Raw genomic sequence first — 15,569 nt, 5'->3', positions numbered from 1 at the left:
GGGGAGCCGCTGGTGCTGCGGCAGGTGCGGCTGCTGCGCGAGGCGGGGCTGGAGCGCGTGGCGCTGGTGCTGGGCCACCACGCCGAGGCCATCGAGGCGGCGCTGCAGGCCGCCGGCCCCCTCGCGGGACAGGTGCGACGGGTGCGCAACCCCGCCCCGGACGCCGGTCCCGGGGGCTCGCTGCGCTGCGGCCTGGCTGCCCTCGGAGCGGAAATCCAGGAAGTGATGGTCTTGCTGGCCGACCAGCCGCTGCTGGAGGTGCAGGACCTGCAGGCCATGCAGGCAGCCTGGCGCGAGCGGCCCGCCGGCGTCGAGCTGGTGTTTCCGCAGCACGATGGCCAGCCTGGCCATCCGATCGTCTTCGGCGCCGGGCTGCGCGCGCTGTTGCTGGGCTCGGCGGCAGCTGGCGTGCGCGAATGGCGGCGCGCCCACCCCGCGCAGGCGCTGGCCGTGCCGGTGGCGCATGCGCGCTGCACCACCGACGTGGACACGCCCGAGGACCTGGTGCGGCTGGAGCGGGCGCACGGCGTGCGCCTGGAGCCGTAGACCCTTCGGGTTTTAGCCGGGCTGCTCGGCCAGCAGACCCTGCAGGGCCCGCACCTGCTCGCGCAGGCGATCATTCTCGGCCTCCAGCTCGGCCACGCGGCTTTGCAGGGCGGCCAGGTCAGCGGACGCGGCCGCGCCCGTCCCGGCCGGATGGTCCTGCGCCCCGGCCGGGGCAGCAGCGGACTCTGTCCGTGCCTTCTTCCGGGCCTCGCGCACGCGCCGCGCGGCCTGCTTGAGTTCCTGGGCACCCCCGCCGGCAGCGGCCTGCTGCTCGGGCAGCGGCAGCTGGGCCACCACCGCGGCCGCGTTGAGCGACAGCTCGCCCGTGCGCACGGCGGCCACGACTTCCGGGGCGGCGTTCTGGTGGATGGTCTCGATCATCTTGACCTGGGCCGCTGTCAGACGCGCCGCCCGCGCCAGCGCCTCGCGCGTGTCCAGGGCCTCGTCCGGCACCTTGGGCACCGCCGCCAGCGCGCGCGCCACCACCGGGTCGGTGTCACCCTCCCAGGGGGGAGCTTCCGGCCCGGCCTCGGCACGCGCCGCCACCACGGCCGCCGCGGCAGCCGCCCGTCGCGCGGCGATGATCTCGCGCTTGCGCAGCGCCAGCACGCCGCGCTGGAACTCGGACACGCTGCGCCGCCCCAGGTGCTGGTCGATCATCCACAGATGCACGTCTTCCATGCTCTGGAAGTGCGGGTTCTGCACGGTGCGAAACGGCAGGCCGTGCCGGGTGCACAGCCGGTAGCGGTTGTGGCCGTCCACCAGGATGTTGCCCCACAGCACCAGCGCGTCGCGGCAACCCTCTGCGAGCAGGCTGCGCTCCAGCGCCTCCTCTTCCTCGGGGGTCAATGGGTCGATGTAGGCCTCCAGTTCGGGCAGGACGGTGATGTCGCGGGGGGTCGTGGTCATCGAAAGGGGCAGGACAGGGAAAAGCAAAAGGCCCTGGCGGGCCTTGCTGGGGAAGGGGTGGGCTGCTGGTGGGCAGCGCCCAAGCGTCAGAGCAGCCGGGCGATCAGTGCGCCCTCGACCGGACCTTCGAGCGGGATGCGCACGCGGATCGGGCTGCCCTGGGCGACCTGCACCGGCGTGCCCTCGAGGTTGAACATCTCTTTCAGCTCGATCTGCCGGTTGCCGGACGGGTGGATGATCTCCAGCGTGTCGCCGACCTGGAAGCGGTTCTTGGTCTCCACCTCGGCCATGCCGTCGGCCCAGCTGCGCACCTCGCCCACGAAGTGGCTGCGCTGCAGCACGCTGTGGCCGGTCTCGTAGTTCTGGTAGTCGTGGGCCGGGCGGCGCTCCAAAAGGCCCCCGGTGTAGCCACGGTTCGCCAGGCCCTCCAGCTCGGTGATCAGGTGCGGGTTGAAAGGCCGGCCGGCGACGGCGTCGTCGATCGCGCGGCGGTAGACCTGGGCGGTGCGCGCCACGTAGTACAGGCTCTTGGTGCGGCCCTCGATCTTGAGCGAATCGACACCGATCTTGACCAGCCGCTCGACGTGCTCGACGGCGCGCAGATCCTTGCTGTTCATGATGTAGGTGCCGTGCTCGTCCTCCATGATGGGCATCAGCTCGCCCGGGCGGCCGATCTCCTCGATCAGGTAGACCTGGTCGGCCTTCGGGTGGCGTTGGCCGCCGCCGCAGGTGCTGGTGAACTGGCTGTCGGCCTCCTCGCGCGCGGCCTCGAAGTTGAAGCCATCACCTTCCATGCGCATGGCCAGCGCCTCGCCGGTGTTGGGGTCGACGGCGGCTTCGTGCGTCTTGTACTCCCAGCGGCAGGCGTTGGTGCAGGTGCCCTGGTTGGGGTCGCGCCGGTTGAAATAACCCGACAGCAGGCAGCGGCCCGAATAGGCGATGCACAAGGCGCCGTGCACGAACACTTCCAATTCCATGTCCGGGCATTCCTGGCGGATCTTCTCGATCTCGTCCAGGCTCAGCTCGCGCGACAGGATGATGCGCGAGACGCCCACCTTCTGCCAGAACTTCACGGTGGCCCAGTTGGTGGTGTTCGCCTGCACCGAGAGGTGGATTTCGGTCTCCGGCCACTTCTCCTTGACCATCATGATCAGGCCCGGGTCGGCCATGATGAAGGCGTCGGGCCGGCACGCGATCACCGGTTCGATGTCGCGCAGGTAGGTTCGCACCTTGTCGTTGTGCGCGATCAGGTTGCTGGTGACGAAGAATTTCTTGCCGCGTGCGTGCGCTTCGGCGATGCCTTGCGCAATCTGCTCCAGCCGGAACTCGTTGTTGCGCGCGCGCAAGGAGTAGCGCGGCTGGCCGGCATAGACGGCGTCGGCGCCGAAATCGTAGGCGGCGCGCATCTTGTCGAGCGAGCCGGCGGGCAGCAGCAGTTCCGGGCTTTTCATGGCAATCGAGGGTGTGCGGGGGCGAACCGGCCATTGTCTCCGATGCGCAAAGATCGCAATGCCAGGCGGGGCTCCCGACCACCCGACCCCGCCGCTGCACGCGACGGGTCCCGGCGGGTGTCGCTCAGGTGGCCCGGTAGCTGCCGGCGCCGTCCTGCTGTACCGCGCCGCGAGCCTGCAGGCGCTCCAGGTGCTGCTCGATGGTGCGCCGCTCGGCCATGGCGACCCAGGGCAGGGGCGTGCCGACCGGGTAGAGCAGGCCGTGCGCCACCAGCTCGTCCAGCGTGTGCGGCCGCTCGCGCAGGCGGGCCAGCAGCCGCGCGTCGCGCTCGCCGATCTTCGCGGCGAAGCGGTCCAGGGCCTGGAGGAAGGCGGCGCGTTCGGTCAGTACGCCGCGGTGGTGTGAGGTGACCCAGGTGCGCGCCTCCAGCGTGCGCAGCTGCTCCAGGCTGCGCTCGAACTGTTCCAGGCTGGAGCCCGCGTCGCCGTAGTAGGGGCCGAAGCCCGTGAGGTCGATGTCGCCGATGAAGGCCACCCCCGTGCTTTCCTCGACCAGGGCGCAATGCCCCGCGGAATGGCCCGGCAGGTGGTGGGCGCGCACGCGCACGCCGCCGCCCAGCTCCCAGACCTGGCCATCGGTGTAGCCGGTGGCGTCCGGGCGCGGCTGGTAGTCGAACTCGCGCACGATCATGCCGTGCAGCGCGTCGAGGATCTCGTCTGGGTAGCCGTAGTGGCGCTTGAAGCCTTCCCAGGAGCGCACCGCCTGCAGGTCGGCCTCGTGCGCCTGGACGGGCACGTGCGCCAGGCGTCCCAGGCCGACCGCGTGGTCCTCGTGCATGTGGCTGAGCAGCAGCAGGTCGGCGCCTTCCAGGTCCTCGCCGATCTGGCGCGACACCAGCGGGGTGTCGAAGGCGATGCGGGTGTCGGCGCCCTGGACGACGATCTGGTTGCCGTCAGGATACTTGCCGGACTGGTGGCCGAGGTAGATGCGGACGGGGCCGAAGGTGTGCGAGGCTTGCATGGGGTCTCCTGGCCAGGTGGGCGGGACACCGACTGGCGGGCACTGCCCGGCCCGGGTGTGCGGCTGGCCGAACCGAACCATGATGCCAGAACGGGTGCATTGGTCCTCGGTGAGGCGTTCGCCTGCGGGACAGGGGCGGCCGCCGCAGCCATCCGCACGTGGGCGCGGCCACCCGGCGGGGTCTCGGGAGGCTCAGGCCGATCCCGCTGGCCCGGGAGCCATGAGCGCGCGCAGACGAAGTTCGTGGCGCGCCACCAGGGCCATTCCCCCGCCCACCAGGGCGGCAAGCCCCCACCAGGTCAACGCATAGACCAGGTGCGTATTGCGAAACTGCACCACGGTCATGCCGGGGCGCGGCCAGGCGTCGGGAGCGGGCGCCGCCTGGGCGCCGGTGGAAGGGCCGGGCAGGCCGGCATCGACGAAGAAGGGCGCGACCCCGTCCAGCCCCTGCGCCTGGGCGATCGCCGCCACGTCGCGCGAGTGCCAGCGGCCTGCGGCCGGGTCGTTGCGGCGCAGAAAACCGCCGCCGGGCTCGCTCATGCGCAGCAGCCCCGCCAGCCGCACGGGTGCGTCGCTCTGGCCGGCCGCCAGGAGGGGGTCGCGGGCCGGCCACGCCCTGCGCAGCGCTTCGGGAATGAAGCCGCGGTTGACCAGCACCTGCCCGCCCGTGTCCAGCGCCAGCGGCGTCAGCACCCAGAAGCCGGCGCCCAGCTCCGTCGTCGCCTGGGTCAGCACGGTCTTGTCCGCCTGCCAGCGGCCCTGCAGCCGCACCGGCAGGTATTCATGGCGCGCCGCATCCACGCGCGGCCAGTCGGAGCGCGGCGGCAGCGGCCGGGGCGCGGCCTGCAGGCGCTGCTCCACGCGCTCGATGAGGGCCAGCTTCCAGGCGCGCCGCTCCAGCTGCCAGGCGCCCAGCCCGGCAAAGGCGAGGAACAGGGCCAGTCCCGCCAAAGCCAGCAGCGCCAGGGCGGCAGCCGAGCGGGGCCGCCGCGGCGCAGGTTCTCCGGCCGAAGCCTGCATCAAGGCGCAGCGCCGGGCAGGGCAGGGCGCTCCTGGGCGGGTTGTGAGCGCGCCATGGGGTTGGCGTGGTCGGGCATCATGTGGGCGTTCATGTGGAACATCACCCACAGCGTTCCCGCGAGCGTCACCACCACGAACACGGCGGCGAAGATGGTCGACAGCAGGGTCCAACCGCCCTGCATCCGGCCGTTCATGTGCAGGAAATACACCATGTGGATCAGGATCTGGACGGCGGCCAGCACGCCGAGCGCCACCGCGAGCGTGGCGCGGTTCTGGATGACGTCGCCCATGACCAGCCAGAACGCCGCCACCGTGAGCAGCACGGCCAGGATGAAGCCCCGGACGTAGTCGGACCGGGTGACCAACAGTTCCTCGGCCTCGGCCGGGTGCGCGCCGTGGTCGGCAGGAAGTTCGTGCGTGCCCATCTACAGCACCCCCATCAGGTACACAAAGGTGAAGACGCCCACCCACACCAGGTCCAGGAAGTGCCAGAACATGGACAGGCAATCGACGCGGCGCACGTTGGCGGGAATCAGGCCGTGCCGATGCACCTGCAGCATCAGCGTGACCAGCCACACCAGGCCGAAGGCTACGTGCAGGCCGTGCGTGCCCACCAGGGCGAAGAAGGCCGAGAGGAAGGCGCTGCGCTGGGGCGTCGCGCCCTGGGCGATCAGGTGGGCGAATTCGTAGAGCTCCACCGCCAGGAAGGCCAGACCCAGCAGTCCCGTGACACCGAGCCAAGCCAGCGTCCCGCCCACCTGGCGCGCCTGCTTGTGCAGCATGGCCAGGCCGAAGGTGAAGGAGGACAGCAGCAGGAAGGCGGTGTTGAGCGCCACCAGTTTCAGGTCGAACAGCTCCGCCCCGGTCGGCCCACCCGCGTAGGCGCGCCCCAGCACGCCGTAGGTGGCAAACAGCGCCGCGAAGATGAGGATGTCGCTCATCAGGTAGAGCCAGAAGCCCAGGGCGGTGCCGTTGGCCACGTGCGGCTCCTGCGCCAAGTGGTAGCGGCGCGCGCCACTGGCACCAGGGCCGGCGCCGGGGTGGGTCAGGGTCGCGGTGGTCTCAGGCATGGGCGGCGGCCAGTTGCTGGGTGCGCGCCTCTTCCACGGCCGCCACCTCGGCGGCGGGGATCCAGTGGTCGCGCTGGTAGTTGAAGCTGTGGACGATCGCCGCGAGCACGACGGCGGCCAGGGCGCCGACGGCCAGCAGCCACATGTGCCAGACCATGGCAAAGCCCAGCAGCGTGCACAGCATGGCGATGACGAAGCCCGCGGCCGTGTTGGCCGGCATGTGGATGGGCTGGAAACCCGACAGTGGTCGCCGGTAGCCGTGCCGCTTCATGTCCCACCAGGCGTCGATCTCGTGGGCCACGGGCGTGAAGGCAAAGTTGTACGGCGGCGGCGGCGAGGAGGTCGCCCACTCCAGCGTGCGCCCGTCCCAGGGGTCGCCGCTCAGGTCACGCAGCTCGGCGCGGCGCCGGAAGCTGACGAACAGCTGCACCAGCAGGCAGGCGATGCCCGCCGCGATCAGCAGCGTGCCGATGAAGGAGGTCACGAACAGCGGCTGCAGCGAGGTGTCCTCGAAATGGCTCACGCGGCGCGTCACGCCCATCAGCCCCAGGATGTAGGGCGGCGTGAAGGCCACCCAGAAGCCCACCAGCCAGAACCAGAACGACGCCTTGCCCCAGGACTCGACCAGCCGGTAACCGAAGGCCTTGGGGAACCAGTAGTTCATGGCGGCGAACACGCCGAACACCACCCCGCCGATGATCACGTTGTGGAAGTGCGCGACCAGGAACAGCGAGTTGTGCAGCACGAAGTCCGCCGGCGGCACCGCCAGCAGCACGCCCGTCATGCCGCCGATGGCGAACGTCACCATGAAGCCGATGGTCCACATCATGGGCACCGTGAAGCGGATGCGGCCGCGGTACATGGTGAACAGCCAGTTGAAGATCTTCGCGCCCGTCGGGATCGAGATGATCATCGTGGTGATGCCAAAGAAGGTGTTCACCGTCGCGCCCGAGCCCATGGTGAAGAAGTGGTGCAGCCACACCAGGTACGACAAGATGGTGATGACCACCGTGGCATAGACCATGGAGGTGTAGCCGAACAGGCGCTTTCGGGTGAAGGTCGGCACGATCTCGGAATACACGCCGAAGGCGGGCAGCACCAGGATGTAGACCTCGGGGTGGCCCCAGATCCAGATCAGGTTCACGTACAGCATGGAATTGCCGCCCAGGTCGTTGCTGAAGAACTGGGTGCCCAAGTAGCGGTCGAGCGTCATCAGCGCCAGCGTGGCCGTGAGCACCGGGAAGCTCGCCACGATGAGGGCGTTGGTGCACAGCGCGGTCCAGGTGAAGATCGGCATCTTCATGAGGTTCATGCCGGGCGCGCGCATCTTGATGATGGTGGCGATCAGGTTGATGGCCGACAGCGTCGTCCCCACCCCGGCGACCTGCAGGGCCCAGATGTAGTAGTCGAGCCCGACGCCCGGATCCTGCGCCCCCAGGTTGGACAGCGCAAGCCACCCCGAGGTGGAAAATTCGCCCAGGAACAGCGAGACCATGACCAGCACGGCGCCGCCCACGGTCATCCAGAAGCTGAAGTTGTTCAGGAACGGAAAGGCGACGTCGCGGGCGCCGATCTGCAGCGGCACCAAGTAGTTCATCAAGCCCGTGACAAACGGCATGGCCACGAAGAAGATCATGATCACGCCGTGGGCCGTGAAGATCTGGTCGTAGTGGTGTGGCGGCAGGTAGCCCAGGCTCTCGCCGACGGCCATGGCCTGGTGCAGGCGCATCATGATCGCGTCGGAAAAGCCGCGCAGGAACATGACCAGGCCCAGGACCATGTACATGATGCCGATCTTCTTGTGGTCGATCGAGCAGATCCAGTCGCGCCACAGCGGGCCCCACAGGCGGTAGCGCGTCAGGGCGGCCAGCACCAGCAGGCCGCCGAGTGCCACGAAGACGAAGGTCCACAGCAGGATGGGCTCGTGCGCCATCGGGACGGACTGCCAGCTCAGGCGGCCCAGCAGCCAGTGGTTGGGAGTCAGTGGTTCAGGAGACATAGCGATTTCTCTGGTACGGCCACGGCTTCAGTGGCTGCCGGCCTGGGGCGTGGCGGCGCGCGCGTCCTTGGCTGCCATGGTCTCGTGCAGGCAGGTCCGGCCGTCCTCCACGCAGCGGTTCAGGATGCGCTGGTACAGATCGGGCTGCACACTGGCAAAGCGCTGCACCGGCTCGCGCTCGCTGGGCTTGGCCAGCTCCAGATAGCTGGCCAGGTCCAGCGAGCGGCCGTCCGCCTTGGCCTTTTGCACCCACTGCGCGAAGTCGGCCTCGGGCAGGCCGTGGAACTTGAAGGTCATGCCGGAAAAACCCGGGCCGCTGTGGTGCGAGGCCAGCCCCGGGTAGACGCCGGCCTGGTTGATCACGGCGTTCAGCTCGGTCTGCATGCCGGGCATGGCGTAGATCATTCCGGCCAGGTCCGGCACGTAGAAGGCATTCATGGTCGAGGTGGCCGTGAGCTTGAACAGGATCGGTCGGTCCACGGGCGCCGCCAGTTCGTTCACGGTGGCGATGCCCTGCTCGGGATAGACGAACAGCCACTTCCAGTCCATGGCGACCACCTGCACCTCCAGCGGCCGGGTATCCGGCGGCAGGGGGCGTGTGGCATCGAGTCGGTCCAGCGGTCGGTAGGGATCGAGCTTGTGCGTGCCGATCCAGGTCAGCGCCCCGAGGGCGATGACGATCAGCAGCGGCACCGTCCAGATGACCAGTTCGAGCGTGGTCGAGTGATGCCAGTCCGGGCTGTAGGGCGCATCTTGGTTGCTCTGGCGGTACTTCCAGGCAAAGGCCAGCGTCAGGATGATGACCGGCACGATGATGAGCAGCATCAGCAGCGTGGCGGTCATGACGAGCCTGCCTTGCTGCGCGGCCACGTCGCCGGCCGGGTTGAGCACCACGGCCTTGCTGCAGCCGGCAAGCAGCGTGCAGCAGGCAGCAACGAAAAGGATGGGGCGGACGCGGCCGCAGGATCGAGAAGAGATCGGCATCGTGGTGAAGGGGACAGGGGCGCAGCGCGTTGGCACGGGGCCCGGAAGCAGACCCCTCCGGGCGACCGGGCAGGCCCTGGTTCCCGAGCGGGAGACGGCGCGCCAGGCCCGAGCCCGAAAGGCTAGGCGAGGGCCCGGGCGCGATCAAGCACCCGAGGGCGCAGCCAGCGAAAAAGCGGTCTCGTCCGACAGGAGGGCGGGGCCGGCAGGCGTGCGCAATGCGCCTTGTCCGACTTGTGGGGCGGCCAGGGCGGGTGTAGAACGGGGCTGCACTCGGCCTGCGGCCCCTTCAGGGCGCGCGCCCCGCACCGGGCGGGGCCGGGCCGCCAACCACAGGAGCTTGACCGCATGAGCAGCCGTTCCATGGCGCTGCCCGTCTATGGGCACGAAGACGAGGCGTCGCTGTCGCACGCGAACACGCACGAGGACGCCACCCCCAGCGAGATCGCCGTGGGCGTGATCATTGGCCGCTCCTCGGAATACTTCGATTTCTTTGTCTTCGGCATCGCCTGCGTGCTGGTGTTCCCGCAGCTGATGTTTCCCTTCCTGTCGCCGCTGGCGGGGACGCTTGCGGCCTTTGCGATCTTTGCCATGGCCTTTGTCGTGCGGCCCGTCGGCACGGCGGTGTCGATGGCGGTGCAGCGGCGCTGGGGGCGCGGCACGAAGCTGACGCTGGCGCTGTTCCTGCTCGGCATCTCCACGGTGAGCATGGCGCTCCTGCCGGGCTACGAGGCCATCGGCCCGGCCGCGATTGCCGCGCTGGTGGTGTTGCGCATCGGCCAGGGCGTGGCGCTGGGCGGCTCCTGGGATGGGCTGCCGTCGCTGCTGGCCATGGCAGCGCCCCGCGAGCGGCGCGGCTGGTATGCCATGGTCGGACAGCTGGGCGCGCCGGCGGGCTTCATCCTGGCGGCGTCGCTGTTCGCCTTCCTCCACAGCCAGCTGACGCAGGAGGAATTCCTCGCCTGGGGCTGGCGCTATCCGTTCTGCGTGGCGTTTGCGATCAACGTGGTGGCGCTCTTTGCCCGGCTGCGGCTGGTGGTGGGGCAGTCCTATGCGCAATTGCTGGAGGACAAGGAGCTGGAGCCGGTACCGGTGGCGCAGCTGGTGCGCGAGCAGGGCGGCCACGTGTTCCTCGGGGCTTTCGCGGCGCTGGCGAGCTTTGCGCTGTTCCACGTGGTGACGGTGTTCCCGCTGTCGTGGATCTCGCTGTATTCCGAACGCAGCATGACCGAGGTGCTGGGCGTGCAGATCGCGGGCGCCTTCCTGGCGGCGCTGGCGATCATGCTGTCGGGCCGGCTGGCGGACCGGATCGGGCGGCGCAGGCTGCTGGGCGGCATGGCGGTGCTGATCGGCCTGTTCAGCTTGGCGACGCCGTGGCTGCTGGACGGGAGCGTGGCCGGCAGCAACACCTTCTTGCTGCTGGGCTTCGTGCTGCTGGGGCTGTCCTACGGCCAGTCGGCGGGCACCGTGACCTCCAACTTCGCGCCGCGCTACCGGTACACGGGCGCTGCCCTGTCGGCCGATCTGGCATGGCTGTTCGGGGCCGCCTTCGCGCCGCTGGTGGCGCTGGGGCTGTCGGCGCGCTTCGGGCTGGGCGCCGTGACGCTGTACCTGCTCTCGGGCGTGGTGTGCACGCTGCTGGCGCTGCGCATCAACCGGCTGCTCGAGGGGCGCGGCTGAGGACGATGCGGCAGCCTCCCGGCGGAGGTGCGCCCGGACGCGAGTTTCAGTCCTTCGGCCGAAAGCCGATCACGAGCGACGAGGGCACGCGCCCGTCCACGTCGCGCGGCAGTGTTTCGGTCTTGTGGAGCGCGCGCACCACGGCCTCGTCCCACGACTTGTTGCCGCTCGATTGCACCACGCGCACCCCCACGATGGTGCCGTCGGGCGCGGCGCGCACCTCGACCTCGGCACGCGGATTGCCGGCGACCGCGTCGGGGTAGACGATGTTGGGCCGCACCTTGGCAGCGACCTTGCCGCCGTAGCTGCCCGAGGGGCCGCTGCTGCGCTGGGCCGTGCCCGTCGCGGTTTCGCTGCCGGTGGCGCCTGCCAAGCCGGCGATGCGGCGCAGCTGTTCCTGGCGGAGCTCCTCGGCCCGCTTGGCTTCGGCTTCGGCGCGGCGCTTTTCCTCGGCGAGCTTCTTCTGCCGTTCCTGCTTCTCGCGCTCGGCCTTCTCGGCCTTCTCGCGTTCGGCTTTCTCGCGCTCCAGCCGGGCCTGCTTTTCCTTTTCCTGCTTCTCGCGCTCGGCCTTCTGCTGCGCCAGGCGTTCCTTGCGCTCCTGCTCCAGCCGCTCGCGGCGCTCCTGCTCCTTGAGCTCGCGCTGGCGCTTCTCGCGTTCGAGCTGCTGCGCGCGTTTCTTTTCCTCTTCGAGGCGCTTTTTCTCGCGCTCCAGGGCGATGTCGGCCTCGCGCGTGTTCGGCTCGGCCTTGGGCGGCGGCGCAGGGGGTGGCGGCGCCGGGCGGGGCGCTGGCGCCGGAGGCGGGGGTGCGGGGGCCGGTGCGGGCGGCGGCGGTGGGGCCGCGGATGGGCGCGGCGCTGCCTGCTGGGGCAGCGCGGACCACAGCTCGGCCTCCACGGCAGGGGCGTCGTCGCTGGCCTTCCAGCGCACGCCCCAGGTCAGGGCGCCGATCAGCAGCGCGTGCGCCAGCACCGCCAGCGCCACGGCGCGCGAGCGGCCGGGTTGGGGCGGCGGGGCGAAGCGGTCGCGGTCGTCGAGGGGCGTGTGCATGCGCTCGGGCAGGGCCAATGGGTTCGGTGCCGGGGTGTGCGCCTCAGCCACCGCTGCGCACGGCCAGCGCCACGCGGGTGATGCCGGCGCGCTGCAGGGCCGACATGGCCTGCATGACGGAGTCGTAGGAGACGCCCTTGTCCGCACTGATCAGCACCGGCGTGTCCTCGGGCTGCTCCTTGAGCCAGGCGCTGGTGGTCGCTCCCAGGTGTTGCAGGGCGACCGGGCGCTCGTTGCCGTCGGTGCGCAGCCGGACGCTGCCGTCCTGGTCGATGAGCACGTCGGCGCGCGTCTTCGGCACCTTGGCGCCCTTGCCGACGGAGGGCACGTTCACCGAACTGGGCGTGAGCATCGGCGCCGTCACCATGAAGATGATGAGCAGCACCAGCATCACGTCGATGAACGGCACCATGTTGATCTCGTTCATGGAGCGGCGGCGGGTGCCGCTGCGCGAGGCCAGGGCGGACATGGGTCGGGATCTCCTCGGTTCGGGCGGCGCGGCTCAGTGGGGTGCCGAGGGCACGGCCGGCTGCGCCGCCAGGTTGCGCTGCAGGATGTTCGAGAATTCCTCGATGAAGGTCTCCTGGCGCGTGGCGACGCGGTCGATGTCGCGCGCGAAGCGGTTGTAGGCCACCACGGCGGGGATGGCGGCGAACAGGCCGATGGCGGTCGCCACCAGGGCCTCGGCGATGCCCGGCGCGACGGTGGCGAGCGTCACCTGCTCCATGCCGGCAAAACCGGTGAAGGCGTGCATGATGCCCCACACCGTGCCGAACAGGCCCACGTAGGGGCTGACCGAGGCGACCGAGCCGAGGAAGGACAGGCTGGACTCGATCATGTCCATCTCGCGCTGGAAGCTCGCGCGCATGGCGCGGCGCGCGCCGTCGAGCAAGGTGGCGGCGTCCTGGATGCGGCGCTCGCGCAGTTTCAGGAACTCGCGCATGCCGCTGGCGAAGATGCGCTCCATGGGGCCGGCGTGCTGCGCGTGCTCGGCCGCGTGGGCATAGAGGTCGTTCAGGCTGGCGCCCGACCAGAACTCGCGCTCGAATTCGTCGTTCAGGCGCCCGACGCGCTTGAGGCCGAAGAGCTTGCGAAAGATGGCGGCCCAGCTGGCGACGGAGACGCCCAGCAGCAGCAGCATCACGAACTGCACGACCCAGCTGGCGTTGAGCACCAGGCTCAACATGGACATGTCTTGGGAATTCATGGGCGAGAGGAAGAAGACAGTTGGAGCAGGAGGTCGGGCGGGATGCGCGCCGGGCGCAGGGTGGCGGCCTCGACCCAGCCGATGCGCACCTGGCCGTCGCACAGCAGCAGCGGCTCGGCGCCGACACCCGTGGGCACCTTCAGGGCTTGCTGCGCGATTGTCAGCGATGCCCGGCCGGCCTCGGCCAGGCGCGCCGTAACAATCAGTTCATCGTCCAGGCGCGCCGGCGCCAAGTAGCGCACCCGCGCCTCGCCTACGACAAACATGCCGCCCGTGAGTTCCCGCAACCGCTGCTGCGCCAGGCCCAGCGAGCGCAGCCACTCGGTGCGCGCGCGCTCGAAGAATTTCAGGTAGTTGGCGTAGAACACGATGCCGCCGGCGTCCGTGTCCTCCCAGTAGATGCGCACCGGCCATTCGAAGTGCATGGCTGCTCCGGCCCGGCCTCGGTTCAGGCCAGCAGCGTGCGCAGGCGCGCCACGGCTTCCTGCAGCTGCGCCATGGAGTTGGCGGTCGAGAAGCGCACGAAGCGGGCGGTGTCCGCCGCGCCGAAGTCGCGCCCGGGCGTGATCGCCAGGTGGGCGCGGCGCATCAGCTCGAAGGCGAAATCCCAGCTGCCCTCGACGCCCAGCCGCTGCGCTGCACGCGTGCAGTCGGCCCAGGCGTAGAAGGCACCATCGGGCGCCACGGGCACTTCCAGGCCCAGCGACTGCAGCGCCGGGATGAAGAAGTCGCCCCGGGCGCGGAACTCGGCGCGGCGGCGCTCGTACTCGGCGATGCTGCCCGGCTCGAAGCAGGCGAGCGCCGCGTGCTGCGAGATGGTGGAGGCGCAGATGAACAGGTTCTGCGCCAGGCGCTCGACCACCGGCACCATGGCCTCGGGCACCACCATCCAGCCCAGGCGCCAGCCCGTCATGTTGAAGTACTTGCTGAAGCTGTTGATGCTGATGATGTCGTCGCCAATCGCCAGCGCCGACTGGCCGAAGGCGTCGTCGTAGGACAGGCCCAGGTAGATTTCGTCGATCAGCGTGATGCCGCCGCGCGCGCGCACCACCTCGTGGATGCGGCGCAGCTCGTCCGGCGCGATCGAGGTGCCGGTGGGGTTGGAGGGCGAGGCCAGCAGCACGCCGCGCGTCCTCAAACCCCAGGCCGCCTCGACCTTGGCGGCGCTCAGCTGGAAGCGCTCCTCGGCGGTGGTCGGGATCAGCACGGCCCGGCCCTCGGCCGCGCTCACGAAATGGCGGTTGCACGGGTAGCTCGGATCGGGCATCAGCACCTCGTCGCCCGCCTCGATCAGCGCCAGGCAGGCGAGCTGCAGGGCCGCCGAGGCGCCGGCCGTGACCACGATGCGCCGCGCCGGGACGTCGAGCTGGAAACGCTCGGCGTACCAGCCGCTGATGCGCTCGCGCAACTGGTCCAGGCCCAGCGCATGGGTGTATTGCGTGCCGCCGGAGCGCACGATGCGCTCGGCCGCCTCCTGCACCAGGGGCGGGGCGGTGAAGTCGGGCTCGCCGATGTTCAGGAAGATCATCGGCTCGCGCGAGCCCGCCACCTCGCGCGCCATGGCCTGCGCGGCCTTGGCGACCTCCATGACGTAGAACGGTTCGATGCGCTCGGCGCGGGTGGAAAACTTCAGGGTGGACATCGCGTGCTCGGGTGCCGCCGCGAGGGGCGGGAAACAGGAGAGGGAGGGACTGCGTGGGGCGGGCCGCGGCTCAGTCCGGCGCCGCTGGTGGCGCGCCCTTGTCGGCCGCCACCTCCAGGCTGCGCAGCTGCGGCGCCAGCTGGTTGAGCACCCCGTTGATCCACTTGTGGCCATCGGTGCCGCCGAACTCCTTGGCAAGTTCGATGCACTCGTTGATGACCACGCGCCACGGCACGTCCAGGCAGTGCTGGAACTCGTAGGCGCCGATCCACATCACGGCGTGCTCGATGGGCGAGACTTCGGCGAGCTTGCGGTCCAGGTGGGGTTCGAGCAGCGCGTCGAGCGCGGCCGCCTGGTCGATGCAGCCGTGCAGCAGGGCGTCGTAGTGCGCCGTGTCGGCCTTGTGGAAGCCCGCCAGGTCGCGCGTGAACAGGTCGATGGCCTCCGCCTCGCCGCGGCCCACCAGGTGCTGGTACAGGCCTTGCAGGGCAAATTCGCGCGCGCGGCTGCGGGCGTTCTTGGACGCGGCCTTGCGCGCGCCGGTGCTGGTCGTGCCGCTGCGCGGCTGGCGCGGCGGGCGGCGCGCCGGTTGGCTGCCCTCGCTCATTGGCTCAGCCCCCGCAGCAGCTGCGCCATCTCCACCGCCACGCGCGCGGCGTCCACGCCCTTGTCGCTCTGGCGGGCGATGGCCTGCTCCATGTCTTCGGTGGTGAGGATGGCGTTGGCGATCGGCACGTGAAAATCCAGCCCGACGCGCGTGACGCCCGCGCCCGACTCGTTGGCCACCAGCTCGAAGTGGTAGGTCTCGCCGCGGATGATGCAGCCCAGGGCGATCAGCGCGTCGAAGGGTTCCTGGTCGTCGTCCTCGTCCGCGCCGCGCTGCGCCAGCGCCTGCAGCGCCAGCGGCACTTCCAGCGCGCCCGGCACCGTCACGTGCACGATGTCCTCGTCCTGCACGCCCAGGCGCGCCAGCTCGGCGCGGCAGGCGCCCG

The 15,569-nt window shown here is 70.1% G+C and carries 17 protein-coding genes; 2 read left to right on the top strand and 15 right to left on the bottom strand.

Features of this window, described 5'->3' with window-relative positions; genetic code table 11:
• The coding region (locus tag A612_RS02640; RefSeq protein ID WP_019373055.1) for a nucleotidyltransferase family protein at positions 1 to 546 on the top strand (546 nt) is incomplete at its 5' end.
• 12 nt (positions 547 to 558) lie between these two features.
• On the opposite strand, the gene A612_RS02635 is transcribed toward A612_RS02640, so the two are convergent.
• The 8 genes from A612_RS02635 to cyoA all read right to left on the bottom strand — a co-directional run bounded on the left by A612_RS02635 (position 559) and on the right by cyoA (position 9,000).
• Positions 559 to 1,455, bottom strand: a complete 897-nt coding sequence (locus tag A612_RS02635; protein WP_019373054.1) for a ParB N-terminal domain-containing protein — start codon at positions 1,453 to 1,455, stop codon at positions 559 to 561.
• A gap of 86 nt (positions 1,456 to 1,541) precedes the next feature.
• Positions 1,542 to 2,906, bottom strand: a complete 1,365-nt coding sequence (trhP, locus tag A612_RS02630; protein WP_019373053.1) for a prephenate-dependent tRNA uridine(34) hydroxylase TrhP — start codon at positions 2,904 to 2,906, stop codon at positions 1,542 to 1,544.
• Between the two features lie 124 nt (positions 2,907 to 3,030).
• Positions 3,031 to 3,927, bottom strand: a complete 897-nt coding sequence (locus A612_RS02625) for an MBL fold metallo-hydrolase (RefSeq protein ID WP_019373052.1) — start codon at positions 3,925 to 3,927, stop codon at positions 3,031 to 3,033.
• A 192-nt stretch (positions 3,928 to 4,119) separates the two neighbouring features.
• A complete protein-coding gene (locus A612_RS02620) occupies positions 4,120 to 4,947 on the bottom strand; it encodes an SURF1 family protein (RefSeq protein WP_019373051.1) in 828 nt (275 codons plus the stop codon).
• The gene (cyoD, locus tag A612_RS02615; RefSeq protein WP_019373050.1) at positions 4,947 to 5,372 is read right to left on the bottom strand and encodes a cytochrome o ubiquinol oxidase subunit IV; all 426 of its coding nucleotides are present in this window, start codon (positions 5,370 to 5,372) and stop codon (positions 4,947 to 4,949) included. The genes A612_RS02620 and cyoD overlap by 1 nt, the downstream gene beginning before the upstream one ends.
• Complete coding sequence (cyoC, locus tag A612_RS02610; protein WP_019373049.1) at positions 5,373 to 6,017, bottom strand: cytochrome o ubiquinol oxidase subunit III; 645 nt, start codon at positions 6,015 to 6,017, stop codon at positions 5,373 to 5,375.
• Positions 6,010 to 8,016, bottom strand: a complete 2,007-nt coding sequence (gene cyoB, locus A612_RS02605) for a cytochrome o ubiquinol oxidase subunit I (RefSeq protein ID WP_040435726.1) — start codon at positions 8,014 to 8,016, stop codon at positions 6,010 to 6,012. Before cyoB ends, cyoC begins: the two co-directional genes overlap by 8 nt.
• Positions 8,017 to 8,043: 27 nt before the next feature.
• Complete coding sequence (gene cyoA, locus A612_RS02600; protein ID WP_051001397.1) at positions 8,044 to 9,000, bottom strand: ubiquinol oxidase subunit II; 957 nt, start codon at positions 8,998 to 9,000, stop codon at positions 8,044 to 8,046.
• A 348-nt stretch (positions 9,001 to 9,348) separates the two neighbouring features.
• On the opposite strand from cyoA, the gene A612_RS02595 reads away from it, so the two are divergent.
• Positions 9,349 to 10,680 (top strand): MFS transporter, encoded by a 1,332-nt coding sequence (locus A612_RS02595; RefSeq protein ID WP_019373046.1) that lies wholly within the window; start codon positions 9,349 to 9,351, stop codon positions 10,678 to 10,680.
• A gap of 46 nt (positions 10,681 to 10,726) precedes the next feature.
• Here the strand turns inward: A612_RS02595 and tolA are convergent, their stop codons facing one another.
• The 7 genes from tolA to ribH form a co-directional block, all read right to left on the bottom strand.
• Positions 10,727 to 11,728 carry a cell envelope integrity protein TolA gene (gene tolA, locus A612_RS02590; protein ID WP_040435728.1) on the bottom strand — a complete coding sequence of 334 codons (1,002 nt, stop codon included), beginning with the start codon at positions 11,726 to 11,728 and terminating at the stop codon, positions 10,727 to 10,729.
• A 43-nt stretch (positions 11,729 to 11,771) separates the two neighbouring features.
• Complete coding sequence (locus A612_RS02585) at positions 11,772 to 12,197, bottom strand: ExbD/TolR family protein (RefSeq protein WP_019373044.1); 426 nt, start codon at positions 12,195 to 12,197, stop codon at positions 11,772 to 11,774.
• Positions 12,198 to 12,230: 33 nt separating this feature from the next.
• Positions 12,231 to 12,935: a protein TolQ gene (gene tolQ, locus A612_RS02580; RefSeq protein ID WP_040435725.1), complete on the bottom strand. Its 705-nt coding sequence runs from the start codon at positions 12,933 to 12,935 to the stop codon at positions 12,231 to 12,233.
• Positions 12,932 to 13,360 carry a tol-pal system-associated acyl-CoA thioesterase gene (gene ybgC / locus A612_RS02575; RefSeq protein ID WP_019373042.1) on the bottom strand — a complete coding sequence of 143 codons (429 nt, stop codon included), beginning with the start codon at positions 13,358 to 13,360 and terminating at the stop codon, positions 12,932 to 12,934. The genes tolQ and ybgC overlap by 4 nt, the downstream gene beginning before the upstream one ends.
• A 23-nt stretch (positions 13,361 to 13,383) precedes the next feature.
• Positions 13,384 to 14,568 (bottom strand): pyridoxal phosphate-dependent aminotransferase, encoded by a 1,185-nt coding sequence (locus tag A612_RS02570; protein ID WP_040435727.1) that lies wholly within the window; start codon positions 14,566 to 14,568, stop codon positions 13,384 to 13,386.
• Between the two features lie 79 nt (positions 14,569 to 14,647).
• Positions 14,648 to 15,184 carry a transcription antitermination factor NusB gene (nusB, locus tag A612_RS02565; protein WP_019373040.1) on the bottom strand — a complete coding sequence of 179 codons (537 nt, stop codon included), beginning with the start codon at positions 15,182 to 15,184 and terminating at the stop codon, positions 14,648 to 14,650.
• Positions 15,181 to 15,569, bottom strand: a 389-nt coding sequence (gene ribH, locus A612_RS02560; protein WP_019373039.1) for a 6,7-dimethyl-8-ribityllumazine synthase, incomplete at its 5' end; no start/stop codon positions are given. The genes ribH and nusB, both read right to left, overlap by 4 nt.

It is taken from the genome of Melaminivora alkalimesophila, assembly GCF_000282995.1.
Taxonomy (GTDB): Bacteria; Pseudomonadota; Gammaproteobacteria; order Burkholderiales; family Burkholderiaceae_C; genus Melaminivora; species Melaminivora alkalimesophila.
Note: the sequence above shows the minus strand (reverse complement) of the source record. Positions and strands in the feature narration are given on the sequence as shown.